This window comes from Streptomyces sp. NPDC001530 (assembly GCF_042894545.1).
In the GTDB taxonomy this organism is placed as follows: Bacteria; Actinomycetota; Actinomycetes; order Streptomycetales; family Streptomycetaceae; genus Streptomyces.
On sequence record NZ_JBIAVS010000020.1, the window covers coordinates 1 to 23,792 of the forward strand.

Here is a 23,792-nt window from a genome sequence, read left to right on the forward strand (position 1 = left end):
GCGACTCCGAAGGGCCAAAGTCCTTCATCTTCCACGCAGCACCGCAACAAGGTGCTCTACCTACATCGAACTCCTCCTTGCGTTCGGGACACACCTACCGACGAAATGCGGTCCGTGAGGTGACGGAATGCGCGCCTCGGGGCAGGGGGCAGGGCGGCTGCTGGGATCTCGCGGGCCAGCGCTTTAACACAAGCTGCGCCACCGCGCATGACATGCGCACTACGCCATTCGGCCCCATCCTGGTAAGCGGCACCATCGGCTACACAGGCCGACCATCCCCCGGGAGGTCCTGTGATCATGCTCGCTCTGCTCGTGCCCGCCCTGATGATGGCGTTCCTCTTTGCTATGGACGCTCTCGAGGAGCGCCTCTTCCCCCGCCTGCCAGCGGCAGATGACGTGAGACCTCCAGCCGACGACATACAAACGCGCTCCCCTGACAGCGCCACGGCGACGTTGGGGATCAGTCAGGCAGCCAGCCCCCCGTCGAGAACGCGCGCGCCCCTGGACCGACGACGTCACCGGGAATCTCCGCATCCCAACGTGGGACCTCCACACGGCGCGAGCTGTGTCTCAGCAGGCCAGCGGGTTCCGTCGGGTCCTGTCACCCGATCCGGTCACTCATTGGGTCGGTTCCTGCAGGGGCGGAAGCCCGAGAGCCGCTCTGATCTTCGCTGCGGCCCGGATCGCCAACTGCTGGTGGACGTACAGGCCGGCCTGCGCGCTGACAAGGATTGGAGCCCCGACCCTGCCGAACTTCTCGGCGGGTGTGTCGGGTGAGCACCCGTCTCGCCTCGAGGGGCGGGTGGCCCGGGTAGTGCCTGGGTGGCGGGTACTGCGCGCCATGATCACATCCCACGCGGGGGCACGGCGCGGGCCGGGTTCGGGTTGTGCGGCAGACGCTCCCTGGGGAACGCATGCTTCAGGTGAGGCCGAGGCTGCTGAGCGCGGTCAGTTCAGGGCAGGTGTCGGCGCACGGACGCCCAGCTTGCGAGTTGATCTTTGATCGGTCCGGACGGAAGGCTGGGCATCAGCCGATCGATGTGAGCGGTGAGGTTCTTGTGACGGCGCAGGTCGCCGATCTGCTCGATCGGAAGGTCTCGCCAGCCTGCCGCGACCGACTCCGCCCGGCGCGGCTCAAGCGAGAGCGCGGCGAGGGTGTCGTTGGCCAGAGCTTCGGGGTTCCAGTCCGGGTCAACGTCGGTGCCGAGGTGTTCGATGACCCAGGTCCGAAGTGCGAATTCCTGCCTGCGCATACGGGCTTGCTCCCACAAACCGTCGCCGTGAAACCGCCCGTTCGCCGCCAGGGACAGCTTGGCCCAGCGGAGACGGACATCGCGCGACTGGACAGACCGATAGACGTGGGACTGCGCCACCGTGCGGATCCGCTCCAGCTCCTGCCCGCACTGAAGCCCGACCATGTGGGTCTCAAGGCTCTCGATGCTCCAGGAACTGAGGTTGAGATTCGGCTCATCCACGTGGTGCCTCCGCTCAACGTCCGCGTGCTGCAGCCAGGAAGATCCGATGTCGCTCGAGGTCGACGCCGAGGATCGTGACCATCAACGCCTGCCCTTCCACGGCAGGCGTCTCAGGGAGTTCTTCTGGTCGGATGAGTCCTTCGACGCAGTCGGCGACTCGGACGAAGGCGCCGATCGGCGCGACCTTGGTGACCTGGCCGCTGACGGTCTGGCCGATCATGTCGGCGAATGGAGGCAGCAGATCTGCGTGACGTTCTGATAGCCGGGGTTACCAATATCGGCATCGACAGGCTGCCGGTGTAGCCGTAGGAGGCGGCGTTGAGGGCCTTCTCCTTGTGTGTGACGGACTCCGGCGGGCGGATCCCGCTGGTGTAGCCGCCTTTTCGGCAGATCGTTGACTTCAGGTTCGCCTGGGTGACCGCGGGCGAGATCGCGCCCGGCGTGCACGTCGGGTCCTCGAACGGTTCGCCCTGCTCGGTCGACCGGTCGTGGCAGCTGCCCGCGGCCGGCTGCTGCTGCACCGTGCACTTCTCCTGCGGACCGGCCCCTACCGCGATCGACCGCCCGGACGCCCCGTCCGCCGCGCCGGTCCCCGATGCTCCCGCCGCCGGGCTCCCACTTGGCGAGGCAACCGAGCCGCCGAGCGACGTGGACGAGCACCCCGCCAACAGCAGGCAGACGAGGACCGCGGACGAGGTGGCACGGCGGGCGGAAGGCATGACGACCCCTCACGGGCAGGCAATGGCTGAGCAGATGCTGCCCCACCGTGGTGGCGCCCTACTACGCGGGGACCGGCAGCTCCCGCTCGCTCATCTCGACGTCGATGTCGTCTCGCTTGATCCCGGCCAGTTCCGCCTCGATCACGTAGGCGTCGTCGGTCTCTCGCATGTCGGCCGCGGGAGACCAGGCCAGTGCGGCGGGAGCGGCGGCGGTGCCTTCCAGCAGCCGGTCCATGCGCTCGAACAGTTCGTCGAACTCGGCTGCGACGGGTTCGCCCCATCCGAAGCCGCGGAGCGACCTTCCCAGCAGGGTGCCTGGCCGGTGTCGTACAGGCAGCTACATCGCGATTCACCTCCGCGAGGGTGGACCATTCGGGTCACTTCCCGTGGCGCGCTTCCCCTCCGGACCGGGCGACTCAACCGTGGATGATCGCCCGTTCACACCCCCCTCGTCGCCGGCAACGCCCAGGCGCCACACGAATGCCGGCTCGCTGCGCGCCAGGACTCGCTGCAGTCGCTCCCGCAATTCCATGTACCGCACACCTGGTCGCTGTGCCACGTCAGAACCAACGAAATGCGTCAGACGCGCGTTGTGCGCCGGGCAGGTGACATCGCGAACCCCACAGAAGGTCAGGCTCCCGGGCCGCCGGACTCGGGCATGGACCGAGCTCGTTTTCGGGAAGGGGCTCAGGGCAGGCGACGTGCGGCTCCGGAACTCTCATCGGACACTGGAGTCAGAGCGGTGGCTGTCGGCGTACGAGACCAGGGCGCGATGGCGGTGAATCACGGCACGACACACTCCTCCGGTGCGACGGACGTCGTCTTCACGCGTTCCGTGTTCGGCGCGCCGTGCTGGGTGAGTCTGACCAGCCGCGACCTCGACGCCACGCAGGACTTCTACGGGGCCGTACTGGGCTGGCAGTGGCGCAAGGCCAGGCTGGGCGACCGTTTCCGGACCGCGCTGGCGGACGGGGTACCCGTCGCGGGGATCGCGGGGGTGGCGGCTGTATGGCAAATGGTCGTTGCCTGGACGCCGTACTTTGCCGTGACGAACGCGGACGAGGCGGCGGCGCGCGTCCGGGAGCGCGGCGGGACCGTGGCGGTGGGGCCGATCTCCTTCCCTCCGGGAAGGGCGGCGCTGCTCGCGGACCGTGATGGGGCCCCCTTCGGAATATGGCAGGGGAAACTCGTCACCGAGTGGGAGGCGTGGCGGCAGGCGGCGTCGACGTTCATCACCCTTCACACCCGTGACGCCTTCGACGCGGCCATCTTCTACGGCGAGGTCCTGGACTGGGCCTCGGGCCTCCCCGGCTGCTGCGAGGTCGAGTACACGGAAGGCAGGGTGCTGCTGCGTAGCCGGGGCGACATCGTGGCCCGCATCCAGTCGGGCTCGGTGGATATGCCACCCGACCCTTCGGTCCGGCCGCACTGGCAGGTCCACTTCGCCGTGGACGATGTGGGACCGTGCGTCCGGGCAGCTAAGAAGCATGGCGGCAGCGTCCTGGAGGAGGGCGAGCACGAGGCCGTGCTGCTCGACCCCGACAGCGCCCAGTTCAGGGTGACCTCGCGTCGGCTGCGCTGACGTCACCCTCGGTGCCCGGACGGCGTAGGTGAAAGCGCCAGACAGCAGAAGCGACGGGAAGCTGAAGGTGGCCGTGGCCGACGCTGAGTTGCTCGGCCCAGGAAGCCCCGCACATCGTGGAGAGGCAAGAGATGACGACTGCCAAGGACATCATGACCCCCGGCGCCCAGTGGATTCCCCGGACCGAGACGCTGGACCGCGCAGCGCAGATGATGCGGGACCACGAGGTCGGTGCGCTGCCAGTCAGCGACCCCAGCAACGACGACCGGATGTCCGGCATCATCACGGACCGTGACATCGTGGTGAAGTGCATCGCCGCGGGCCACGATCCCGCGCGGGTGACGTGCGGTGACCTGTGTGAGGGCACGCCCCGCTGGATCGATGCGGACTCCGACGTCTCCGATGTCCTGCGCGAGATGGAGAATCACCGGATCAAGCGCCTCCCGGTGATCGAGAACAAGCGCATGATCGGCATGATCAGTGAGGTGGACATGGCCCGTCATCTCACCGACGACCAGCTCGCGGAGTTCGTCCATCGGGTATACGCAGGCTGATCTCCTACGGCCGAACGGATCAACGACAGGTCGCGACGACGGCAGTTGTCGGTGCCCACGGCCCGATGGGTGTGGCTGCGCTCCCTCGACGAAGACCATGCAGCCCGCGAGTGAGCAGTCGCCGCTTCACCGCAGTCCCACACCGTGCAGAGGACATCCGAAGGGCATGGGCGGCGGGTTCTCCCAGTCTTCGGCGTTCTGCCGGTACAGCTCCTCCCACCCGCGTTCGTCGTACTCCGCGACATGCACTGGTTCCTCGGCAGCCATGCCTTTGGGGTCTGTCGTGATGTACGGGAAACGGTGGCGTGCTGCGGCAACCCGCGGATCTGTCACCCCGACGAGGAAGGCGATCGAAGGGTTGAGCCACAGCCGCACCCGAGAGTCCACCTGGCCGTCCAGGGCGACGTACCGGTTCGCTGCCAGCCAGGCAACCTTCGCGCGCAGCGCGGACTCCGGGATCTGCTGCAGCTCTGCTTCCTTGACGTAGTGCAGGGTCACGGGCGCATCCCGTGTCAACTTGCACACCAGGGACAGCACCACGGTGAGCACGTCATCGTCGCGCGCACCGTCACGGCGACGCTCGTGGCGATACTAGAAATCCGCAGCCATCAGGCCAGGGCCGTGACAGACGACATTGCCGCACGTGCAGTTCTTCACGCCCCTGCAACGGCGGGACCACGGCAAGGGTCACCAGCAGTGCGGCCGGTGAACCCGGCGCGGATTTGTCTGGTGTGCCGGGTGCATCGATCCGTGCAATTGCTGCGTGGCTGTGTCACTTCATCGATTCTCATCGACGTTGATCACTCTGACGCGCGACAGATGACTCCCGAACTCGCGTCGAAACGACACCCGCGAAGTCGCCGCGACGGCCCAGGCCGTCAACAGCATGCTCTGAGGCGTTCCCATCGTGGGGCAGACGGGCTGTGTGGTGGGCGGTGGCGTTTCCTCCCGGGGGCAGGACTCGTTGCCGTGGTCATGGAACCGGAGGAGAACGCAGTCCCGGCCGCGCTGCTCGGTGCCTACTGGCTCATGGACGATTCTCCGTCGCGGTGCCGCCCGGGGTGTCCGTGGTGCCGGGCCCGGCCCGAACGGTTCGCTACGGGCCGGCCAGTCGGCCGGGTTGTAGCCGCCCGGACGGTGATGGTCGCGGTGTCGGCGCTGGTGGTGCTGGCTGCGCTGGGAGCCACGCTTTCGGCAGCAAGCTGAGGCGGCATCCCGCGGTTCCTCCCGCCTCCCGCGCGTGCGGGAGGAACCTCTTGTCCCGGGCCGGCAGCTGGGCCGCACGACGACCAGCGGGTCAGGCCGCCTGGGTGAGTTCGGCGCGGCCAAACAGCAGGGCGTAGCCGGAGGGGAGTTGGGCGAGGATGCGGGAGAGGAGTTCCTCGCCGGCGAGCTGGGCCACGATGCGAAAGACGGTGCCGGTGTCCCAACGGGTGGTGGCCCGGCCGGCGCCGGTGCGGGATGCCAGGTCCTCGACGAAGCCCCAGCCGGTGAGGGGCTTGGTGGCGGGGATCTGGGAGGTGAAGGTGACGGCGGCCTCGTACGGCAGCCGGGCGGCGAGCTCCACCCGCTCCTCGCCGGTGACCTGGCGCCCGAAGGCAGCCAGCACGTCACGCACGGCCTGCTCGGCCTGCGCGCGGGTGGCATAGGCGCCTTCGTAGCGCACCTGTTCGAGCATCTGCTCGAACGTCATGCCCACGGTGGACCGGCACGGCGCCTGCTGGTGATTCATCGCTGACGCGGTTGCCATTCTCGTGTGAGGCGGTCGCGGCACCGGTGGCGGGAGCGTTGCGCCGGCCACCGGTGCCGCCCGGGGTCAGGAAATAGAGGTGTGGCTGCGTGTAGGTCAGACGGGCTGGGGGTGGCCGAACAGCAGGTCGTAGCCCGCCGGGAGCTGGAGCAGGATGCGGCCGGTGAGCTCCTCGCCCGCCGCGTCCGCGGCCACGCTGAGCACGGCGCTCACGTCCCAGGCGGCGGTCTGTTCGGTGGCTCCCTCGATCCATGCCGCGGCGGCCCGCACGAACCGCTCGGGGGACAGCGGCTCGCGCGCCTGAAGCGGATTGAGCAGGACGAGTGCCAGATCCTCCGGCAGCCGGGCGGCCAGGTCCGCCCGTACCTCGCCCACCAGGTGCGCGCCCAGCAGCGCCAGCACCGTGCGGGCCGCCCGCTCGGCTTCCTCGGTGCTCTCGTACGCGCCGCGTTCCTTGACCTGGTGAAGGAACGCCTCCCATCGCATCACCATCGCTGCTCCCGTGCCTGTGTGCGGCGGCGAGCGGAGGACGGGGCAGGTCGCGGGGGCGGGACCGTCCCCCGTCCTCCAGTGCGGCCGGGCGGGGACTCAGCCGCTGATCTCCTTGTGCGCGGACCCGCCACCGATGGCGATCTTGCGGGGCTTGGCGCGCTCGGCGATCGGGATCCGCAGGGTCAGCACCCCCGCGTCGTAGTCCGCCTTGATGTGCTCGGCATCCAGGGTGTCGGCCAGCATCACCTGGCGGGAGAAGACACCCAGGGGCCGCTCGGACAGTTCCATCTGCACGTCGTCCGCCTTGGTGACGGGCCGCCGCTCGGCCTTGACGGTCAGCATGTTCCGTTCGACGTCGATGTCGATCGCGTCCGTGGCCACGCCGGGCAGGTCGAGGGCGATCACGTATTCCTCGCCCTCACGGTAGGCGTCCATCGGCATCGGCGACGGCCGCGACCACGTCCCGGTCGTGCCGAAGAGCTGCTGGGTGAGCCGGTCAAGCTCACGGAAAGGGTCGGTACGCATCAACATCGTCAAACACCTCCAGCGTTCAGGTCAGGCACTGCCAATGCGTTCACCTGCCATCGTTGTAACATGTCATCCAAGCGATGACAAGTTGACAGTCAACGAGATGACGACATTACTTGTGGAGGCCCGATGACCAGGGACGATCAGCCCGCCCCCCGCGCCCGCGGTCTCACGCCGACGTCCTTCCTCGCCGCCGCGGCGGCGCTGAACACGATCCACGAGGCCCTGCACACCGCCCAGACCATGCCGGACGGCGCCCTCCCCGGGCCGGACCAGAACAGCTCCGAGCAGGCACTCGCCGCGCTGCTGCTCCTGCGCGAAGCGCGCGAGCAACTCGCTGAGTGGGAGCCGGGCCTGATCGAAGCCGCGCGGGAGGCGGGCGCCAGCTGGGCCGACCTCGCCCACCCCCTCGGCGTCTCCAGCCGCCAGGCCGCCGAACGCCGCTACCTGCGCGTCCGCCCCGGCCATGCGGGGTCCACGGGTGAGCAGCGGGTACAGGCCACCCGCGACCGCCGCGCCGCCGACCGCACCGTCACCGCCTGGGCCCGCGCCAACGCCGCCACCCTGCGCCAGCTCGCCGGCCAGATCACTGCACTCCCCGACCTGCCCGCCGCCGCCCGCACCCCCCTCGCCGAACTCACCGCCGCCCTCGCCGACAACGACCCGGCCGCCCTCGTCACCCCCCTAACGGACACGCACCCGTACCTGGCATCCGGCCACCCCGACCTCGCCGAACGCGTCGACGACCTCACCCGCCACACCGACCAACTCCGCCGACACAGCGGAAACCAGCGCCGAAACCGAGCCTGACCCCCGGCTCTGACCAGCACGGAATACGCACAGCGAAAGCGCCGCACGGGTTCTGACGGACCCCGGCGCGTCCTCACGAGCCGTTCGCGATGGGGCGAACCCCGCAGGCCGCCCTCGCCGGGTTCCGATCATCCCGATCGCTCCTTCTCAGGCACCCTTACCCTCAGGCACAGGACAGTCGGGCCCGGCCCCACCCGCAGGATCCAGCCCCGGGCCGCGACAAGCTCATACCGAGGGCCGGCTGGAGCCGCATCGCCGACAAACGCTGGGTCGCGCCTGCGAGCGGCTCGGTCAACCGTCCACTATTCATGGGGAGTTGGCAGCACAAGAGCAGGTAAGCCCCGCGCATGCGACAACAGCCGGGCCAGCACTGTCGGCTCCCACCACGCTGATCCACGTGCGGGCTGGTTCGAATACGGCGTCACGATGGGCGCTGATCACTCAACACCGCAGGCGGAAGCAGCCCCGGGAATCGTTGGTCCAACCCGGCTAACGCAGGTCGCTGCGGGCGTCGGCGACCTGGGCATACACCGGCAGGACCGCGTCGGCGCCGGTGAGCGAGAGGATCTGCCGCACGAACGGCGGCGGCCCGGCCAGGACCAGGGTTTCCCCGCCGTCGGCCGCCCGCCTGCTCAACCGCAGCAGCTCGTTGAGTCCTGCCGAGTCGAGGAAGTCGACACCGGACATCTCCAGCACCAGCCGCTGACCGGGCGGATCGCGCAACTGCTGAGCTGCGGCACGGAACCCCGGCCCGGTGAGGTAATCCATCGGCCCCTTCTGCGCGGGAGGTCTGTGGAAGATCTCCTTGAGGATCGAGCTCGCAGGCTTCGCCGGTCGCCGCATCGGTGGCGAGCAGATGGGCCATGCGCGGGGCGACCTCAACGACGCGGATCACCCAGCCTTTGCCCTCCAGGCCGGCAGCGACGACGCCGGTAATCTCGGTCATGCCCTCAGAAGCGTCGGTGGCCAGGTCCAGGTCCTGGCTGGTCCGGCTGACCAGCTCGTGGCCCCGGACCGCGTAGCCGCCGTGAGCACCAGCCGGTAGGCATGGCCGCTGTCCAGGGCATCGCTCAGCAGGCGCCGGTGCAGTTCCAGGAGTCTCATGCCGCGGCGGCGGCCACCAGCCGGGACAGCGCTGCGCCCAGCACGTGCGCACCGGCTTGCCCACGGCGATCCGCAGCCGCGGCCAGTGCCTCACGAGCAGCTCTGCATTGAGGTAACCGGTGAGGTCCTCGCGCAGCCCGTTCGTGAGCACGATGCGGTAGAGGCCCAGCAGCAGCTTCTCGTCGCTCACGTCGAAACGCCTCAGTCCCGACCGCGCCAGATGCAGAGGCAGCTCCACGGTCCCGCTCGCGGGTCCGGAAAGTTCCTCGAGATGTGCGGGCAGACGCTCGGCCACATGGGCCCAGCGGGAAGCGGCGGCATGATGCACGGTCACGGCTTCAGCCCGCCAAGGTCCCGATCAGGACGATGGCCCAGCCGTACCAGCGCGCCGTCATGATGGCTGATGCCGTGCGATACGGCTCAGGTGGCCTGGGGCCAGGCACGCAGCAGGGCAGCGATCCTGGCGGCGGTGCAGGAGGGATCACGCAGCATGTCGCGGAGGGCGACGGCGTCCTCGCGCGTGGGTTTGACTGGGATCCCGGAGGCCTCCAGGTACATCACGCCGGTTGCGGCGGCCACGGCCATGTTGGAGCGCTCGAGCCAGCGGCAGCGTCCGAGGATGTGCACCAGCGCGGCAGCGCGGGCGTAGGGGCCGGCGTAGACGGGAGTGTCCAGCAGTTCGGCCCGGTGGCAGGCGACTGCGGCCACCGGCACGCCGTAGTCGTCGGGGGCGGGATCTGCCGCGCCCGCGATCTCCGCGACCTGCAGGATCCAGGGGACGTCGATGTACAGGTCCATTACGCGGCGTGTGCCCCCGAGGAGGGACGGTCGGCGTCTTCGGCCTCGTCGAAGACCGCCTGGTGTTCGTCGAGGAAGCGCCTCGCCGCGTCCAGGCCTTGCTGCCGCAACCCACCGACGTCTTCTCGCACGAGAGCGGCGATGTAGTCGCCGACGCTCATGCCGCGGTCCTTGGCCCGGGCCGTGGCAAGTTCCGCGATCTCGTCGTCGACCCGCCAGCCCTTCTGCGTCTTCGCCATCTTCTGATGGTAACAGCTGGTACCAAGGGGTGGAATGTCCTTCTCCCGGACGTGCCGACGGGCGTAGCTGCCGGACGGAACCATGAGGCGCCCGGCGGCCACCAAGGCCCTCGGACACGTCGGCATCAGCGCCGAGATCTCACCCGCGTACATCCGACTCGCCACCTGGCGCAGCCAGACCCTCCCGGACACCGTCCGCCGCCGCGCCGCCCGTCGCTGAGGCGGCACCAATCCTCCCGAGACAGCACAGCTAGAGGCTCAGGCCCGGGTATATAGGTTGTTTTCAGTTGCCTCGAAGCTGAAGCGTGATGCTCGTCACACAATTGGTGGCCGGTTGCGCCTGTCTGGGTTCGTCTGGGCAGTCGAGCCGCACTGGTGAGCGGCGTGAGTGGACCGTCCGGTGCGGGCCTTGCTGGGCAACTGTGAAGCCCCGTACGGCACCTTGAGAGTAGTCGAACGACTTCACTCCGTGAGAATTCTGGTTCGTCCGATGCACGATCGCGCCCTGTGGCACGCCATCGGAAGCAGAGGGAGCGTTCGGGCGTCCCTCCGGGTCCGGGGGAGGGGGCCCGTCCATTCAGTGGAGGGATGAAGGCCTGTGTCATTTCGGCTATTTGGGGATGTGGTCCTCGTGGTGCTGGCTGTGCGGGTGTTGTGCCGGGACCCTGTGGCGCTGCTGCGCCGCGCGGCGGCGGCCGGGGTGCGGGTGGGTGTCAGCGAGCTGCGCCGCGGCGACCACGAGGACGGGCAGGCGTGACACGGGACTTCACGGAGCATCCGGCGAGTGCCGCGCCGATGACACTGCCGTTGGACTTCGAAGCATTCCACCGGATGCACCGCACGGCGTACGTGCGCTGGGGGAAGACGTACCTGAACAACCTGGCCGATGCCGAGGAAGCAGTCGATTGCGCCTTCGAGCAGTTACTTATGGCCTGGCCGCAGGTTCTGGCGAGGGAGAGCCCGGCGGCCTACGCCTGGCAGGTGATGAAGCACCGCACGATCGATGCCGGCCGGGCCCGCGGCCGCCGTGAGGCACTGGTCGACACGGCACCTTCGGGACCGCCGCCCTGCGCGAGGCGGTCGACCCCATTGGTCAACTGGAGGAGAACATCACCCTCTTCCAGGCGATCGAGGCCCTGCCCGAGCGGCAGCGGGACGTCACCGTGCTGCTCCACGTCCATGCGCACCCGTCCGCGAGACCGCCGACCATCTCGGCATCACGCCGGCGGCAGTGCACTCCACTGCCCGCTACGCAAGGCGCCGCCTGCAGGAAATCCTGGGGCTGGCCAAGGAGGGACACGCCGATGACATTGCACATTGACCAGCTGCTGGCCAAGGCCCGGCTGGTCAACGAGCCCTACGCCCAGGAGGACATCGACGCCGCGGCCGACCGCGTCGCCGCGCGAGTCGCCGCCTGCCGTGCCGATCCCGCCAGGGAAGCCGGTCCCGCTCCCTGCGGGCCACCACAGCCTGCGGCACACGTCGGCACTGAAGTGGCGGCGCAGGATCTGCACACGCTGTGCGAGACGGCCGTCATGAGCACCGGGCCCTGGCCAGCCTGCGGCACTTCGTGGCCCGCTCGCTGCCCGAACCATCAGGGGCACGAGTACTGGGGTGCATCCTCCAGCTCGCCGAACGGGAAGACTCCGCACGGTTTTGGTGGCAGTACGCCGCCGGAGCCGGAGACAGCCCCGCCATCTACTGCCTCTACCTCCACCACATGGCCCACGGCGAGCAGGGAGAAGCCGAGTGGTGGCACACCCAGGCAGAAGCGTCCTCCGCCCACGACGAAGAACCCGCCGGGCAGCAGGAATTGGTCACGACGCTTCGCGTCCTGCGAAGCCTGAAAACCGCCGACGACACCTCAGACCTGGTCACCAGGACGGCACTGGTCAGCGCCGTCCTCGACTACGTCCCCGCAGCCGTGGCCTACGTCGACGACGACCTGGACCTGCCCCTGCCCGACCCCGACTTCACCGAGCGCATCACATCGCTGACCACGACACCCGCCCCCGCCCCCCGCACACACGGTCGACGGACCTTCGACCCACGGCCGGAACGCCAAGTCCACTGGCGCGCCTCGTCATCCCCCGCGCCACCCCGCCCCGCCTGATCACCGGTAACGAGCCCGCCCGCATGGAAGTGGAACGACAGCGGAGCAGCGTTCGGCTCCACACAGCGCACCGGGGACTTCACCGCAGCCCGCCGCCGGGAACAGGCCTGGCAGGCGTTTTGGCAGCACTGTGAAGACTGCGCCGACTGCGACCCCTCCGGCACCCCCTGCCGGACCTACGGAACCCTGTGGTAGCCAGTGCCGCCCTGGCCTGTCCTACGAGCCGGGCCTGTGGGCCGACCCGTAGCCCGTCGATGACCCGGATGCTTGGGACAGCGACGTCAACGACGACCCGGTCGAGGCTTTAGGAGAAGGCGTTCCGCGACGGGCACATCACCCGCGCGCAGTTCCAGCAGCGCCGCCGCTCCCGGGACGAGGCCAGTACGGCCTCCGAATCAGCGCCCTCTCGTAAGATCTCGCCGCCCGTGTCATCAGCAGACGTCTATGACCTGCTGTTTTCCGCGTGTCTCTCCGGGTCACGAAGGCTTCCGTCTCACGGCGGTGGCATTTCCTATGGGTGTGGCTCCTTTGGAGGGATGGCCCCACCAGCACAGGCCGACGCGTCCGTCCTCAGGGGTAGTGCGGAACTCAGGTCGATCAGACGCAGATCCAGCAGTACAGCCGTTCCCGGCGCCGCTCTGCCCCGCGAGCGAGTTCCGCCAACTCGCGCAGCAGGCCGCCGATCGCGTCGGTATCGCCAGACCCCCGCTCTTCGACCCAATGCCGCGCCGCCGCAGTCAATTCGGCGGCCTCCACCCTCGCCAGGACGCCTTGAAGCTCATCGCTGAGGGTGAGCACCAGACGCTCGCCTCCGTCGCGCTCGGCGACGACGTGGGAGGTCCGGGGCCGTGCCAGGAACTCGTCGAAGTCGACCCCAGTCAGGATCCCCTCGATCGCTCCGAGATCGGTCGTCGAGTCGAACCCCTTGGTGGCCACGACGTGGAACCCCGTGTCGGCCAGCCGAAGCCGCGGCCTGAGGAACTCGCGAAGGCCGTCGCGCCCGTAACGCCGCACGATCTCTGGGAGGGGCATTGGCAGTTGCGCCCCCGCACCATCCGGCCCGCCGGGCACGTCGATGGTCGTGGCGGCCGACTCGTCGGATGCCGCGGAGAAGTAGTCATACATCACACCCACAGGCGTGATCATGCCAGGGAGTGATGCGGCGCCCCAGCCTGGTAGCCGCCAAGACTGGCTCCGAAGCAGGGTCCCGTCCCTCCAAAGGAGCCGCACCCATTTCCTATTGCTGCCCCGACAGCACAGTTGCTGCGGTCACTCGGCCAGCCAGAGACAGAAGGGGTGCCCTGCTGGGTCGATGTAGACGCGCACGTCTTCCTGAGGCTGGTGATCGGCGGGGGTTGCTCCCAGCGCAGCAGCCTTCGCTCCAGCGCTCTCAAGGTCGTCGACGCGGATTTCGAGGTGCATCATCATCTGCTGGTCGGCAGGCCCAGCAGGCCAGCGTGGCTGGACGTAGTTCTCCTCACGCTGGACCGCGAGCCCCACTCCGCCGTCGGCCGCTTTCAACAGGACCCAGTCCGGCTCCTCGGCCTTGATCTCCCAGTCGAGAAGTTGCTGGTAGAAGCGTGCGAGAACGCCTGGGTCTGGTGCGCTGATGTTGACGGTCGTGAGTGTCAGTCCGCGAGCTTCAGCCATGCCGTTTCGTGCCCTCCGGGTGCTGGACTGTGGCCTCCTTCGGCCGCGACTGAGCCATCGTGTCAGGAACCTGTTGGCGGGAGCCGTGCGTCCCCGGATTTCAGCGCAGCTTCCGACTCAGTGACCACGCGTCTGCCAAAGGTGGTCAGTTGCATGGCTGGCCGCGCCGGCGTCCCACTCCTGCACCACCGCTTCACGTCGTGTCGTCGCCGGTTGGGGGCAGGTGAGCGGCGGTAGTGGTCCAGGGCTGCAGCGTGCTCGTGGTACGGCATGCGTGGGATCCGGGAGGCCAGGTACCACATCGTGCGCTCGGCGGCGAGTTCCCTGGGGATATCCAAACCGAGCGATGCGGCAAGGGGGTGTCGTCCGACATTGACCAGGGCCCGCACGGCAGCCGCCCATTCATCGGTGGCGCTCACGGCGCAGGGGTACCACAGGGGAACGAGGGCGGCGAGGACAACTGCGGTAGTCGCTGCGGCTGGCGTGCCGGTGGCAGTGGACATGAGGGTCCCGGCCGCGGCGAGCAGTACGGCGAGGTGGCCGTAGAGCAGGCAGACGAAGAAGTCGACGCTGGTCCGTGCGGTGTCGACCTGGCGACGCGCCTGTTCTGGGGCGGTGGCGGTCAATGCGTTCCACAGGAGCTGTGAATCCAGCTGATATCGGTCGTAGGCGTAGACCTCAAATCGGCGGATTGCATTGCCGAGTCGGGTCGGGGCGAGGTGGCCGTCGCCGACGGGGTAGCGGGCGAGGCGTTCTTGCAGGAGGGCCCGGCGCGTGACGGTGCTGCGCTGATCAAGGTTCCGGTAGCGGGCCAGATGAGGGCTGTGGCGCAGGAGCGTGAGGTCTGCTCTGTCGATGGCGGATAGGCTGGCACCTGCGGCACGGCGTTCGAGGCGCATGAGCAGAAGCCGGTCGGTCAGGCAACGCCTGATGGTCTGATGGCGGCGGCAGCCGTATTCGTACGCGAGCGACGGCCACAGCAAGTATCCCTCCAGGATGCGGTAGAGAGGGTTCTGCAAGGCGTTGAGCACGAGACCCAGCATCAGCGAGGCGGTGAGAAAGGCCAGCGCGCCGCGTCGTTCGGCCAGGCCTGCGGCGTGTTCGAACGGCGGGACCTTGCGAAGGCCGGGCAGCAGGGACGTGGTGAGGATGGCGAGGTTGAGCGCGGTGGGCAGCACCCAGCCGACCAGCAGACTCCACGCGCCTCCCAGCGCCCCCTTGGCGATATCCCCCATCAGGCGCCAGCGCCCCGTTCAGCAGACGTGTCAGCGCGTTGATCAGCAGTGGAACCTGCCGCCGGATACCCCAGACTGTTGGGGCGGGGAGCCGAATGTGCACGGAGAGGTGCGGCCGGCGGGATGGGCGGTGGGGCCGGCCATTCGTCATCATCCGGGGCGGGCGAGGGCCCAGGTGAGGTGTGCAGTGTCCCGCCGTCCGAGGGGCGACGAGCGCGGTAGGCCTCCCGGTAAGCGGCGGGCGTAGATGGCCCGCAGCCGGCGACCCCAGTCGGCGACGGCCGGGCCGACTACTCCTACAAGCACCGCCGACATGGGGTGAACCTGCAAGTGGTGACCGACTCGGCGGGGCGGCTGCTGTGGATCTCGCCCGCGCTGCCCGGCCGTGTCCACGACCTGACCGCGGCCCGCGCCACCGGATCCTCCGGATCTGCGAACGCCAGGGCATCCCGGTGCTCGCCGACCGCGCATACCTGGGCGCCGGCCCGTGGGTGACCACACTGGTCAGACGCCCACCCGGCCGCGACCTGTCGCCGATCCAACGCGCGGTCAACCGCGCCCTCGCCACCGGCGCGGGCACCGCTCGAGCGGGGGGTGGCCCGGCTGACATCACGGCGCATCTTCCACAGATCCCGGTGCAGCCCGAATCGAATGTCGTCCATCACCGCAGCCGTCCTCGCAGCAACGCTGAATGAGCTCATGGGCTGCGGGTGGAGGGCTGGTTCAGGGCGCGTGTGAGTTCCCGGTTGACTGCCCGGCAAGCGTCCAGTTCCTCGGTTCGCTCTTCCAGTTCGCCCTGTTTGTGCGCGAGTTGTTGCTCAAGTCCGATGATGCGGCGCTGGAGTTGTTCGAGGTCCGCCGGAGCCCCCAGCCCGGATTCGGCCCAGACCGTCGCGCCCAGCTCTTCGGACAGGCGCCTCTCCAACTGCTGAACGCGCGCGGGCCTTCCCGGGCAGCGGCCTGCGGGTGACCGTGGGCAGCCCCGAGGCGAACGACCTGCTGATCGCGGCGGCCAAGGAGACCGCACCACCGGCCCGGTGACCCGCCGCGAGCGGGGTCCGCGCCAGTGTCACGCCGGACCGATGACCTTCTTGCGCATGTGCCCGTAGACCACCGACGTCCGCACGTCGGCGAGTTCCGGGCGCTTCGTCAGCTTGTCCAGGACCACTGCGTGCAGATGGTCGGTGTCCCGGACGGCGACGTGCACGAGGAAGTCGTCGTTCCCGGTGAGGACGAAGATCGAGATGACCTCGGGCATCCCCTCCAGGAAGGTCTGGAAGGCCTCGATCACCGCACGTGTCGGCGGGCGGACCCGTACGGCGATCACCGCCTGCAGCCCGCGGCCGATCGCCGCGAGGTCTGCCTCCGCGTGAAATCCCGTCAGGATGCCGCTCCTGCGCAGCGACCGGATTCGCTCCAGACACGTGGACGGGGCGATACCGAGTTCCTGGGCCATGTCCCGATTGGTGCGCCGACCGTCCTCCTGGAGCATCCGCACCAACGCCGAATCTAGTTCGTCCATGCTTGCCTCACCCCGCCGGATTCCGAAGGTAATTCGGACTCATCGCATCACCATCGATGATCTTGTTAGCCTCCAGCCTAGTTGACTGACGTTCGTTCGGTCACGGTGTGGTCAGCGGCAGTGAGTAGTGGAGAGGGGCGACTTGATATGCGTGAACGAGGACCCACGGTGTGGGCGGTGTGTGCGGTCATGGCGGCCGCACTGTTCTGGAGCAGTTCGTACGCGGTGACCAAGCAGGTGCTGGAGGATGTCGGCCCGCTCAGTATCGGCGCCATCAGGTTCACCCTCGCGGCGTTACTCCTGGGCGTGATGGTACGGCTGAGCCGGCACCGCCCGGCCCGGCCGGACCCGCGGCAGCGGCGGCAGCTCTACCTGAGCGGGTTCCTCGGCATCACCGTGTACTTCATCCTGGAGAACGTCGGCGTCGACCTGTCCACGGCATCCGACGCGTCGCTGATCGTGGCCACGTACCCGCTGATGACGATGCTGGTGGAACTGGTCGTCTTCCGCACCCGGATGCCGCTGCTGAGGGTGACGGGCGTGCTGCTGGCCACCGTCGGCGCCTTCCTCGTCGTACGCAACGGGGCCGAGGTCGGCGGCAGTTCGCGCTGGCTGGGGGACATCCTGCTGCTGCTCGGCGGGCTGGCCTGGGCCGGCTACAACGTACTCGGCAAGCGCGCGAGCGCCGGCCAGGACGCCGCGAGCGTCACCCACTACCAGACCCTGGCGGGCGCGGCCGGCTTCCTGCTCGCGTCCCTGCTGGAGGCCGACGACTGGCGGATGCCGGGTGCGACCGCCTCATCGCTGCTGGTCTACCTGGCCGTGGCGTGCTCCGTCGGCGGCTTCCTGCTCTACAACTACGGCCTGCGCAGGATGGCATCGAGCGTCGCGGTCAACATCCTCAACCTGGTCCCGGTCTTCGGCGTCATCGGCGCCGTCGTGATCAACGGGGAGTCGATCCGGCTCGCCCAGGTGACGGGCGGCGTGATCATCATCGTCGGGGTGGCGCTGGGCATGATCGAGCGGGGACAGGGAGCCACGGCGAAGCCGGACGCGGGGGGAAGCGAGCCTTCCGGGACTGCGACTGCTCGGACTGCGGCGGAGGCGGGGTCCGTGCCGGACCGGGCAGCGAGTATGCGGTGAGACAGCCTCTGCCCCAAGTACTCGGTGTCCACTGTGATGTCGAGCGCGCTGACAGTCGTCGCAGGTCGGTTGCGGCGGAGATCGGACGCCCAGGCCGGACCAGGCGCCCGCGGGCGTGAGGAAACCCGCCCCCGCATCCCCGGATCACGCACAGGATGCGTGCAGCCGGACGCGGAGCGAAAGTGGACGACCAGGACACCCAAAACCGTTCGCGATGTCCGCAGTGACCATGTATGGGTCCAAGACTCACTCCTGCTCACTGACTAGGAACGGTTCGTTCTGACTGCGCGCGGTCTTCGCTGAGATCGGGGGAGGTCAGCTTGGCGATGGCAGACCGCAGAGCAGGCACTTGAGAAGGCGAACGATTCGGAGGCAGGGCTGATGCGTTCTCAGGCTGCGAGATCGAGAAGTGCGGTGGCGTGGTCGGGGCGTGACCGGTAGTGGCCTGTTGCGGCGGCGATGTTGGTCCAGCCAGCCCGGCGGATGAGCCCGACGGTCAGATTGCGCAGGGTGGCCATGGCGCGGGGCGCGGTGCCGATGCGAACGCGGGAGGCGTCCTCGCGGAAGGTGACGTCTCGCACGTGGTGCAGGGCCTCAACCGACCAGTGGTCCTGCACGGGTTCGGCGAGGAGCGGGGCGTAGGCCGGGCCCCGAGGGCTGGGAAGACGGTCAAGCGCCCACCACGGCTGAGGTCCGCAAGCGCCCCACCGCGGTGTCGACCTCCGCGCGGATTCCGCGGCAGCATCTCGAGGTTCGCCGACGGTATCCGAGTAAAGCCGTTGAACTGCCCGCCCCGCTTTAGGCATGATCAACTCTGTGGACACCTACCTGGAGACCGAGCGCCTGACCCTGCGCCGCTTCACTACCGACGACGCGGACTTGCTGATCGAGTTGGACAGCGACGCCGCGGTGATGCGCTATCTGACCGGGGGCAATCCGACCGCCCCGGAGATTGTCCGCGAGCGCCACCTGCCAAACATCATCGCCGGCTACGAGAGGTGGCGCGGCGATCTTGGACTGTTCGCCGCGCACGAGAAGGACGGCGGCGCGTTCATCGGCTGGTTCTGCCTGCGTCCCGAGCCGCAGGGCCCGCTGGACGAGGTCGAACTTGGCTACCGGCTGCGGCAGGCGGCTTGGGGTAAGGGTTATGCCACCGAAGGCTCGCGGGCTTTGCTGGGCAAGGCGTTCACAGGGCTCGGTGTGCGCATGGTCTGGGCTGAGACGATGGCCGTGAACTACGGTTCGCGCAACATCATGGAGAAGCTCGAAATGACGCTCGCGGACACCATCCCCACTCCCCCCGACATGGAGATGATCGAGGGCTCCGAGCACGGGGGCGTGCGGTACGAGATCACCAAGGAACAGTGGGAGCAGCAGTAGCCACTGTGCGAACGGCCGTTCTGCATCCACACCCCACTGGAACCGGTAGGTGGACGGCAGAGGTCGCACCAGCAGGGGTTGATGTGTTCTCAGGCTTCAAGATCGAGTAGTTGGAGTGCGTGGTCGGTTCGTGACTGGTAGTGGTCGGTCGCGGCGGCGATGTTCGTCCAGCCGGCCTGGCGGATGAGGCCGATGGCGAGGTTGCGCAGGGTTGCCATGGCGCGGGGTGCGGTGCCGGTGCGGACGCGGGAAGCGTCCTCGGCGAAGGTCACGTCTCTCACGTGGTGCAGGGCCTCAACCTGCCGGTGTCCGCGGATCAGTTCGGCGATCCGTTGCGGGGTGGCCTGCTCGGGAGCGAGGCTGGTGACCGCGTAGATCGTCTTGATGGTGGTCTTGATTCGTCGTGCGGCTGGTGCGGCGGGGCTTGACCTCGATGGCCTGCACTGCGTACGGGAAGAGGAGACCGGGCTGGACGGTGCAGACCTTGAGCCGGCGGATCTCGCGTCGGCCATCGCCCTGTTCGCGGGTGCGGTGCTGCAGTGGGACCTCGCGCCAGGGCAGATGCCGCAGCTGTCGGCGGAGCTTCGTCTGGTTGCCCTTGACGACCAGGATGTAGTGCCCGCCCCGGGCGATGACGTGCTGGGCATGGCCGATCTGGGTGTGCATCGCGTCGGCGGTGATGACACATCCACGGAGATCGAGCCGTTCCAACAGCGGTGCGAAGGCAGGGATTTCATTGCTCTTCGCGGCGATCTCCGCTGGGAGACCACGGCCTGACCCTCGTGCAGGACGGCGGCAAGGAGGTGGATGGCGGCTCAGCGAAGTTAGTGGGGGTCGGGCTGGCACAGCGCTCCACTTGGCCATTCGGAGACACGGCCGTCTCGGCCGGCCCCACGGCTGGGTCAGCCCGGCTTGACCGCCAGCGTCGCAAAATAGTGCGACATGTATTGAGCGGATGCGTTGGATTGGTGCGGCGCTTCCGCGAAGCCGGTGAGGACGAACCCCGCGGCGAGTTGCCCGCCGATCTGGTCGGTGAGGGTGTGGCTGTATTCAAGAGGGGCATCCGCGCCGAACTTCGTGGCGCGTTCCTCGGCGGAGTACTGCGTGACATCGCTGTAAGGCAGCTTGTGCACGACGATCAGCTCGCCGCGCTCGTCGAGCGCCTCGTGGTCGAACAAGTACACATCAGGGTTGAGGAAGCCCACGAGCAGAGTTCCGCCCGGTCGCAGGACGCGGAAGCACTCACGCCACACCGGTGCCAAGTCTGGTACGAAGAGGTTGGAGACCGGATGGAATACGACGTCGAATGTTGCGTCGCCGAAGGCGCTGAGGTCACGCATGTCGCCTAGGACGGTGCGCAGCTCGAGTCCGTCGCGCGCCGCCACCATCTGGTCCTGGCCGAGCTGGCGGGGTGAGTTGTCGAATACGGTGACCCGCGCCCCTGCGGCGGCGAGGATCGGACCCTGCTGGCCACCGCCGGAGGCCAGGCACAACACGTCCTTGCCAGTCAGGTCCGTCGGCAGCCAGGAGCGGTCGACTGGCTCACGCCCGATGAGAACAATCGACCAGTCGCCCATGCGGGCGCGCTCGACATCCTCAGCACTCACCGGCCTCGACCACTCGTTGCCCTCTTGGACATACTTGTCCCAGGCTGCCCGATTGTGGGCAACGGGGTCGACAACAATGTCCTGCACGTTTAGCTCCCTGCTACAGCCAAGCGGACACCTGCGGTACTGACAGTTCGGTGCCGCTAGCCAACACGATTGCAGGGTGCGGGCTCAACGAAATTAGCGGGCATCGAGGTGTCCACGGGCTCGACGGGTGGTCGCGCAGCGGGTGCGTAAGCGCTGGTTGCCGGGATTGCGGAAGCCGTAGGCGTCGCGGGCGATGGTCTTGATGACCCGGTTGGTGCCTTCGGAGCCAGCGTTGGTGATCCCAGTGTGCAGGAACGCAAGGATCTCTGGCCACCATGTCTCGACGGTTGTGGCTAGGCGCTGCAGTTCGGGAAGGTCGGCGTCGGCGCATCGGCGGTAGAACCGGTACAGCAGATCGCGGACCTGTTCCCGGTCCGGGCGGGTCCGGGCGGTGGCAAGCAGGTCCAGGAGGTCTTCCTTGGCGTTCCACGCAACGGTGATCGGCGCGCCGATCGCCCTGGGCAGGTTGGACAGCTCGTCGAGGAGAGCGTCGACGTGCTCGCCGCGCATCCGGGCGGCGGAGCAGGTGAGCCGGTTGCGCAGTTCCCACTCGCGGTTGCCCTTGCGGCCGCGCCGGCCGCGGTGGGTCACGGTGACCCCTCGGCGGACCTCGGTAAGGGTCTGGTTCGCCAGCTGCACCAGGTGGAAGTGGTCCACGACCAGGGTGGTCTGCGGCAGGACCCGGCGGATCGCCGACTTGAAGATCGTGCACATGTCGATCGCGACGTACTGGACCGCGTCGCGCCAGGCTTGGTCGCGGTCGGCCAGCCAGTCGATGACCGCCTGGGCGGTGCGGCCTTCGACCTGCCCGAGCAGGCCCTGCTTGCCGGACAGGTCGACGAAGCCGACGTGCCAACGGTCCACGGCGGTCTGCCAGATCCCGGTAGCCTCGTCGGGGATCCATCTCGGCCGGCCTCGGCGGATCTCGTCGATACCGAGCGCCTGCACCGGCTCGGGCTGGGCCGGCAGCACCGCCCGGGCGTGACTGGTGAACGCCGCCGCACCGACCGGCCAGGAGAGCGCATAGTCGCGGGCCGCCTGGACGACCGTGCGGCCCTGATCGGCCACCGCCGCCCCGGCCGCAGCCCGTAATCGTGTGGTTACTGATGATCTCCGTGTGGTGTCGCCCCGCAGTCGTCAATGGGTCCAGCTCAGAGGCCCTGTGATATGCGACATCACGCCCGGAATCTCAGTAGCCGCTCACGTGGCGGAAGGGGCGGGACCGACTCGGTGAACGAGCGACGCCGACACGCCAGCTCGTCGCAGCGCCAGCGGCGCTTGGCCCACACCAGCCGCGGTCGGCGGCCACCGACCGACAGGTCACGCGGCCGGGTCACCCGCCGGCCTTCGACCGCCGCGCCCGGGTGCCGCAGTCTGGGCAGTGGCGTGCCCGCTCATCAGCGGTGACCAGGTGCACCACCGGCCCGTCGGTGTCGTCGGCGACCCCGACCACGGCCAGGCCGTCAAGGCCCAACAACCGCGTCGTATCGTTTGCCACGTCCGTAGCTCTTCTGTTGTGATCATCTTGCTTCGACAACAACATGATCTACGAGAGCTGCGGGCATCTATCAGTCAGGGTCCACAGTGGAACCCCGTCCGGCGCTCAAACCCCCACCAATTTCGAAGAGCCTGAATGGCCGCCTTCTCGCCGGTGCGGCTGCCACGTACGGCCTTGCCGTCGACGGCCACACCCACCAGCTCCGAGGCGCCTTCGTCGGCCGGGTCACTCGCGTGCCGGGCCAGCCAGGCGCCCACGGCGTCGTCGAGGGTGTCACCGTCCAGACGTGACAGCAGGCGGCCGAGGGTGGTCGCGCGTGGTGGACGGCGCAGCCCGATCCTTGCCCGCACCCCGGGAGAGCCATCAATGGCATAGCGGGCGATGCCGGCCAGCGTGGTGGCGCCGCCGAGCACAGGGCGAGCAGTGACCCCAGCCGGTAGCGGCGGCCTCGCACCCGTCGTGGATCGGGAAGCCGGTCCAACACCTCGCACAGCGCGGCAAGTTCGGACAGCTCCGCAGACAGGTGCAGCAGGTCGACGTCCTCACGGCGGCGCTGGAGAACGTCGATCAGGGAAGATGGCACGCGAACGCGACCCCCTGGTTCGTGATCAACGGCTTCGAGAACCTTGATCATCAAGGGTCGCGTTCGTCGCAACCAAGCACGGACAAGCAGGCCATCAGAGGGCGTTAAGTCCGTTTCTGGTAGCGGCCTCGTCCGGGTTGGGTGAGGAGGCCTTGTCGTCCGAGGCGGCTGCGGGTGTCGTTCATGTCTGGGCCGTCGGTGGGCAGGCCGAGTAGTCGAGCCTGGTCGGGGTGCTGATTGAAGACCGGCCGAACTGCTGGTAGGCGGTGCCTTGATCGTGAGGACCGGACCGGGATCGGATATTCGGTGTTCTGCCCGCCTCATGAGGACACAAGATGGTGCGCATGACTTTGGCCACCCCCATACTGCACACCGCTCGCCTGCGACTGCGCCCCTTCACCGACGCCGACGCGGACCCCCTCTTCGCGCTGCACAGCAGCACCTACGTGATGCGCTACTGGGACTCCCCGCCGTGGACCGAACAGGCCCGCGCCGACCGCTTCATCGCGATTTGCCGGAAGATCGCGGACGAAGGCACCGGGGCACGGGTGGCCATCGACCGTGCTTCTGACGGTGCCTTCGTCGGCTGGTGCGGTCTGACCGAATGGGACCCGGACTACCGCAGCGCGTCGTTGGGCTACTGCCTCGACGATGCGATGTGGGGCCACGGCTACGCGACAGAGGCCGCGCACGCCTTGCTGCAGTGGGCATTCGACACACTGGACCTGAATCGAGTCCAGGCCGAGGCCGATACGCGCAACGAGGCATCCGCCCGAGTGCTGGAGAAGATCGGATTCGTGCGTGAAGGGACGTTGCGCGAAGACTGCGTCGTGAACGGCGAGGTATCCGACTCGTGGGTGTTCGGTTTGCTCAGGCGAGAATGGCGGCCGTCGGCCGTGCCGATTCCAGCCCGCTAAGAGGTC

Annotated in this window: 34 protein-coding genes and 3 pseudogenes; 13 read left to right on the top strand and 24 right to left on the bottom strand. The window is 68.3% G+C overall.

Annotated features, from left to right (window positions below):
* Window positions 1-953 precede the first annotated feature (953 nt).
* The 3 genes from ACFY0T_RS35240 to ACFY0T_RS35250 all read right to left on the bottom strand — a co-directional run bounded on the left by ACFY0T_RS35240 (window position 954) and on the right by ACFY0T_RS35250 (window position 2,429).
* Entirely contained in the window at window positions 954-1,475 is a 522-nt protein-coding gene (locus tag ACFY0T_RS35240) for a hypothetical protein (protein WP_388880084.1), read from the bottom strand.
* 13 nt (window positions 1,476-1,488) lie between these two features.
* Complete coding sequence (locus tag ACFY0T_RS35245) at window positions 1,489-1,695, bottom strand: S1 RNA-binding domain-containing protein (RefSeq protein WP_388880087.1); 207 nt, start codon at window positions 1,693-1,695, stop codon at window positions 1,489-1,491.
* Between the two features lie 560 nt (window positions 1,696-2,255).
* Window positions 2,256-2,429, bottom strand: coding sequence for an Hsp20/alpha crystallin family protein (locus ACFY0T_RS35250; RefSeq protein WP_388880090.1), 174 nt, complete (start codon window positions 2,427-2,429; stop codon window positions 2,256-2,258).
* 537 nt (window positions 2,430-2,966) lie between these two features.
* On the opposite strand from ACFY0T_RS35250, the gene ACFY0T_RS35255 reads away from it, so the two are divergent.
* Both ACFY0T_RS35255 and ACFY0T_RS35260 read left to right on the top strand, forming a co-directional pair.
* Window positions 2,967-3,776, top strand: a complete 810-nt coding sequence (locus tag ACFY0T_RS35255) for a VOC family protein (protein ID WP_388880093.1) — start codon at window positions 2,967-2,969, stop codon at window positions 3,774-3,776.
* A gap of 131 nt (window positions 3,777-3,907) precedes the next feature.
* Window positions 3,908-4,330, top strand: a complete 423-nt coding sequence (locus ACFY0T_RS35260; protein ID WP_388880095.1) for a CBS domain-containing protein — start codon at window positions 3,908-3,910, stop codon at window positions 4,328-4,330.
* Window positions 4,331-4,456: 126 nt separating this feature from the next.
* Here ACFY0T_RS35260 and ACFY0T_RS35265 read toward each other — a convergent pair whose 3' ends face one another.
* The 4 genes from ACFY0T_RS35265 to ACFY0T_RS35280 form a co-directional block, all read right to left on the bottom strand.
* Window positions 4,457-4,828, bottom strand: coding sequence for a hypothetical protein (locus ACFY0T_RS35265; RefSeq protein ID WP_388880098.1), 372 nt, complete (start codon window positions 4,826-4,828; stop codon window positions 4,457-4,459).
* A 799-nt stretch (window positions 4,829-5,627) separates the two neighbouring features.
* Window positions 5,628-6,023, bottom strand: coding sequence for a DUF2267 domain-containing protein (locus ACFY0T_RS35270; RefSeq protein ID WP_388880101.1), 396 nt, complete (start codon window positions 6,021-6,023; stop codon window positions 5,628-5,630).
* Between the two features lie 153 nt (window positions 6,024-6,176).
* Window positions 6,177-6,572 (bottom strand): DUF2267 domain-containing protein, encoded by a 396-nt coding sequence (locus ACFY0T_RS35275; protein ID WP_388880104.1) that lies wholly within the window; start codon window positions 6,570-6,572, stop codon window positions 6,177-6,179.
* 96 nt (window positions 6,573-6,668) lie between these two features.
* Window positions 6,669-7,103 (bottom strand): Hsp20/alpha crystallin family protein, encoded by a 435-nt coding sequence (locus ACFY0T_RS35280; RefSeq protein WP_388880107.1) that lies wholly within the window; start codon window positions 7,101-7,103, stop codon window positions 6,669-6,671.
* Window positions 7,104-7,229: 126 nt separating this feature from the next.
* On the opposite strand from ACFY0T_RS35280, the gene ACFY0T_RS35285 reads away from it, so the two are divergent.
* Window positions 7,230-7,910, top strand: a complete 681-nt coding sequence (locus tag ACFY0T_RS35285) for a type III effector protein (RefSeq protein ID WP_388880110.1) — start codon at window positions 7,230-7,232, stop codon at window positions 7,908-7,910.
* A gap of 489 nt (window positions 7,911-8,399) precedes the next feature.
* Here ACFY0T_RS35285 and ACFY0T_RS35290 read toward each other — a convergent pair whose 3' ends face one another.
* Window positions 8,400-8,678, bottom strand: coding sequence for an STAS domain-containing protein (locus ACFY0T_RS35290; RefSeq protein ID WP_388880112.1), 279 nt, complete (start codon window positions 8,676-8,678; stop codon window positions 8,400-8,402).
* A gap of 37 nt (window positions 8,679-8,715) precedes the next feature.
* Here ACFY0T_RS35290 and ACFY0T_RS35295 point away from each other — a divergent pair, with 37 nt between their 5' ends.
* Entirely contained in the window at window positions 8,716-8,955 is a 240-nt protein-coding gene (locus ACFY0T_RS35295) for a hypothetical protein (protein ID WP_388880115.1), read from the top strand.
* Window positions 8,956-9,434: 479 nt separating this feature from the next.
* On the opposite strand, the gene ACFY0T_RS35300 is transcribed toward ACFY0T_RS35295, so the two are convergent.
* Together ACFY0T_RS35300 and ACFY0T_RS35305 are read right to left on the bottom strand one after the other, a co-directional pair.
* Window positions 9,435-9,812 (bottom strand): fic family toxin-antitoxin system, toxin component, encoded by a 378-nt coding sequence (locus tag ACFY0T_RS35300; RefSeq protein WP_382129875.1) that lies wholly within the window; start codon window positions 9,810-9,812, stop codon window positions 9,435-9,437.
* Window positions 9,812-10,051 carry a hypothetical protein gene (locus tag ACFY0T_RS35305; protein WP_388880118.1) on the bottom strand — a complete coding sequence of 80 codons (240 nt, stop codon included), beginning with the start codon at window positions 10,049-10,051 and terminating at the stop codon, window positions 9,812-9,814. The genes ACFY0T_RS35300 and ACFY0T_RS35305 overlap by 1 nt, the downstream gene beginning before the upstream one ends.
* Before the next feature lie 82 nt (window positions 10,052-10,133).
* Here ACFY0T_RS35305 and ACFY0T_RS35310 point away from each other — a divergent pair, with 82 nt between their 5' ends.
* The 3 genes and pseudogenes from ACFY0T_RS35310 to ACFY0T_RS35320 all read left to right on the top strand — a co-directional run.
* Complete coding sequence (locus tag ACFY0T_RS35310; RefSeq protein ID WP_388880121.1) at window positions 10,134-10,271, top strand: hypothetical protein; 138 nt, start codon at window positions 10,134-10,136, stop codon at window positions 10,269-10,271.
* A gap of 411 nt (window positions 10,272-10,682) precedes the next feature.
* Entirely contained in the window at window positions 10,683-10,808 is a 126-nt protein-coding gene (locus tag ACFY0T_RS35315; RefSeq protein WP_388880124.1) for a hypothetical protein, read from the top strand.
* Between the two features lie 74 nt (window positions 10,809-10,882).
* Window positions 10,883-11,020 (top strand): annotated as a pseudogene (locus ACFY0T_RS35320) (sigma-70 family RNA polymerase sigma factor); the annotation flags it as partial.
* Here ACFY0T_RS35320 and ACFY0T_RS35325 read toward each other — a convergent pair.
* Entirely contained in the window at window positions 11,020-11,232 is a 213-nt protein-coding gene (locus ACFY0T_RS35325) for a hypothetical protein (protein WP_388880662.1), read from the bottom strand. The pseudogene ACFY0T_RS35320 and the gene ACFY0T_RS35325 overlap by 1 nt on opposite strands.
* A gap of 338 nt (window positions 11,233-11,570) precedes the next feature.
* On the opposite strand from ACFY0T_RS35325, the gene ACFY0T_RS35330 reads away from it, so the two are divergent.
* Window positions 11,571-12,164, top strand: a complete 594-nt coding sequence (locus ACFY0T_RS35330) for a hypothetical protein (protein ID WP_388880127.1) — start codon at window positions 11,571-11,573, stop codon at window positions 12,162-12,164.
* A 597-nt stretch (window positions 12,165-12,761) separates the two neighbouring features.
* On the opposite strand, the gene ACFY0T_RS35335 is transcribed toward ACFY0T_RS35330, so the two are convergent.
* The 3 genes from ACFY0T_RS35335 to ACFY0T_RS35345 form a co-directional block, all read right to left on the bottom strand.
* Window positions 12,762-13,310, bottom strand: a complete 549-nt coding sequence (locus ACFY0T_RS35335) for a hypothetical protein (RefSeq protein ID WP_388880129.1) — start codon at window positions 13,308-13,310, stop codon at window positions 12,762-12,764.
* Window positions 13,311-13,433: 123 nt separating this feature from the next.
* Window positions 13,434-13,814 carry a VOC family protein gene (locus ACFY0T_RS35340; protein ID WP_388880132.1) on the bottom strand — a complete coding sequence of 127 codons (381 nt, stop codon included), beginning with the start codon at window positions 13,812-13,814 and terminating at the stop codon, window positions 13,434-13,436.
* A 62-nt stretch (window positions 13,815-13,876) separates the two neighbouring features.
* Window positions 13,877-15,049 carry a hypothetical protein gene (locus tag ACFY0T_RS35345; protein ID WP_388880135.1) on the bottom strand — a complete coding sequence of 391 codons (1,173 nt, stop codon included), beginning with the start codon at window positions 15,047-15,049 and terminating at the stop codon, window positions 13,877-13,879.
* A gap of 294 nt (window positions 15,050-15,343) precedes the next feature.
* On the opposite strand from ACFY0T_RS35345, the pseudogene ACFY0T_RS35350 reads away from it, so the two are divergent.
* Window positions 15,344-15,544, top strand: a pseudogene (locus ACFY0T_RS35350) (transposase family protein); the annotation flags it as partial.
* 202 nt (window positions 15,545-15,746) lie between these two features.
* On the opposite strand, the gene ACFY0T_RS35355 reads toward ACFY0T_RS35350, so the two are convergent.
* Both ACFY0T_RS35355 and ACFY0T_RS35360 read right to left on the bottom strand, forming a co-directional pair.
* Window positions 15,747-15,974, bottom strand: coding sequence for a hypothetical protein (locus ACFY0T_RS35355; protein WP_388880137.1), 228 nt, complete (start codon window positions 15,972-15,974; stop codon window positions 15,747-15,749).
* A 144-nt stretch (window positions 15,975-16,118) separates the two neighbouring features.
* The gene (locus ACFY0T_RS35360; RefSeq protein WP_388880140.1) at window positions 16,119-16,571 is read right to left on the bottom strand and encodes an Lrp/AsnC family transcriptional regulator; all 453 of its coding nucleotides are present in this window, start codon (window positions 16,569-16,571) and stop codon (window positions 16,119-16,121) included.
* Window positions 16,572-16,718: 147 nt separating this feature from the next.
* On the opposite strand from ACFY0T_RS35360, the gene ACFY0T_RS35365 reads away from it, so the two are divergent.
* Together ACFY0T_RS35365 and ACFY0T_RS35370 are read left to right on the top strand one after the other, a co-directional pair.
* Window positions 16,719-17,714 carry a DMT family transporter gene (locus ACFY0T_RS35365; RefSeq protein ID WP_388880143.1) on the top strand — a complete coding sequence of 332 codons (996 nt, stop codon included), beginning with the start codon at window positions 16,719-16,721 and terminating at the stop codon, window positions 17,712-17,714.
* Window positions 17,715-17,804: 90 nt separating this feature from the next.
* Window positions 17,805-17,981: pseudogene (locus ACFY0T_RS35370) on the top strand (IS200/IS605 family accessory protein TnpB-related protein); the annotation flags it as partial.
* Window positions 17,982-18,103: 122 nt separating this feature from the next.
* Here the strand turns inward: ACFY0T_RS35370 and ACFY0T_RS35375 are convergent.
* Window positions 18,104-18,295 (bottom strand): hypothetical protein, encoded by a 192-nt coding sequence (locus ACFY0T_RS35375; RefSeq protein WP_388880145.1) that lies wholly within the window; start codon window positions 18,293-18,295, stop codon window positions 18,104-18,106.
* 235 nt (window positions 18,296-18,530) lie between these two features.
* Between ACFY0T_RS35375 and ACFY0T_RS35380 the strand changes: the two genes are divergently transcribed.
* The gene (locus ACFY0T_RS35380; protein ID WP_388880148.1) at window positions 18,531-19,094 is read left to right on the top strand and encodes a GNAT family N-acetyltransferase; all 564 of its coding nucleotides are present in this window, start codon (window positions 18,531-18,533) and stop codon (window positions 19,092-19,094) included.
* An 89-nt stretch (window positions 19,095-19,183) separates the two neighbouring features.
* Here the strand turns inward: ACFY0T_RS35380 and ACFY0T_RS35385 are convergent, their stop codons facing one another.
* From ACFY0T_RS35385 to ACFY0T_RS35415, 7 genes are all read right to left on the bottom strand, one after another.
* Window positions 19,184-19,375, bottom strand: a complete 192-nt coding sequence (locus ACFY0T_RS35385) for a hypothetical protein (RefSeq protein ID WP_388880151.1) — start codon at window positions 19,373-19,375, stop codon at window positions 19,184-19,186.
* 13 nt (window positions 19,376-19,388) lie between these two features.
* Window positions 19,389-19,958, bottom strand: coding sequence for an ISAs1 family transposase (locus tag ACFY0T_RS35390; protein ID WP_388880154.1), 570 nt, complete (start codon window positions 19,956-19,958; stop codon window positions 19,389-19,391).
* Window positions 19,959-19,996: 38 nt separating this feature from the next.
* Window positions 19,997-20,788, bottom strand: coding sequence for a class I SAM-dependent methyltransferase (locus ACFY0T_RS35395; RefSeq protein WP_388880158.1), 792 nt, complete (start codon window positions 20,786-20,788; stop codon window positions 19,997-19,999).
* Window positions 20,789-20,881: 93 nt separating this feature from the next.
* Window positions 20,882-21,922, bottom strand: coding sequence for an ISL3 family transposase (locus ACFY0T_RS35400; RefSeq protein WP_388880641.1), 1,041 nt, complete (start codon window positions 21,920-21,922; stop codon window positions 20,882-20,884).
* A 41-nt stretch (window positions 21,923-21,963) separates the two neighbouring features.
* The gene (locus ACFY0T_RS35405) at window positions 21,964-22,125 is read right to left on the bottom strand and encodes a transposase family protein (protein WP_388880161.1); all 162 of its coding nucleotides are present in this window, start codon (window positions 22,123-22,125) and stop codon (window positions 21,964-21,966) included.
* Window positions 22,122-22,286, bottom strand: coding sequence for a hypothetical protein (locus tag ACFY0T_RS35410; RefSeq protein WP_388880164.1), 165 nt, complete (start codon window positions 22,284-22,286; stop codon window positions 22,122-22,124). The genes ACFY0T_RS35405 and ACFY0T_RS35410 overlap by 4 nt, the downstream gene beginning before the upstream one ends.
* Before the next feature lie 74 nt (window positions 22,287-22,360).
* On the bottom strand, window positions 22,361-22,699 hold the full coding sequence (locus ACFY0T_RS35415; RefSeq protein ID WP_388880167.1) for a hypothetical protein: 339 nt from the start codon (window positions 22,697-22,699) through the stop codon (window positions 22,361-22,363).
* Window positions 22,700-23,213: 514 nt separating this feature from the next.
* Between ACFY0T_RS35415 and ACFY0T_RS35420 the strand changes: the two genes are divergently transcribed.
* A complete protein-coding gene (locus tag ACFY0T_RS35420) occupies window positions 23,214-23,786 on the top strand; it encodes a GNAT family N-acetyltransferase (protein ID WP_388880170.1) in 573 nt (190 codons plus the stop codon).
* Window positions 23,787-23,792: the final 6 nt, after the last annotated feature.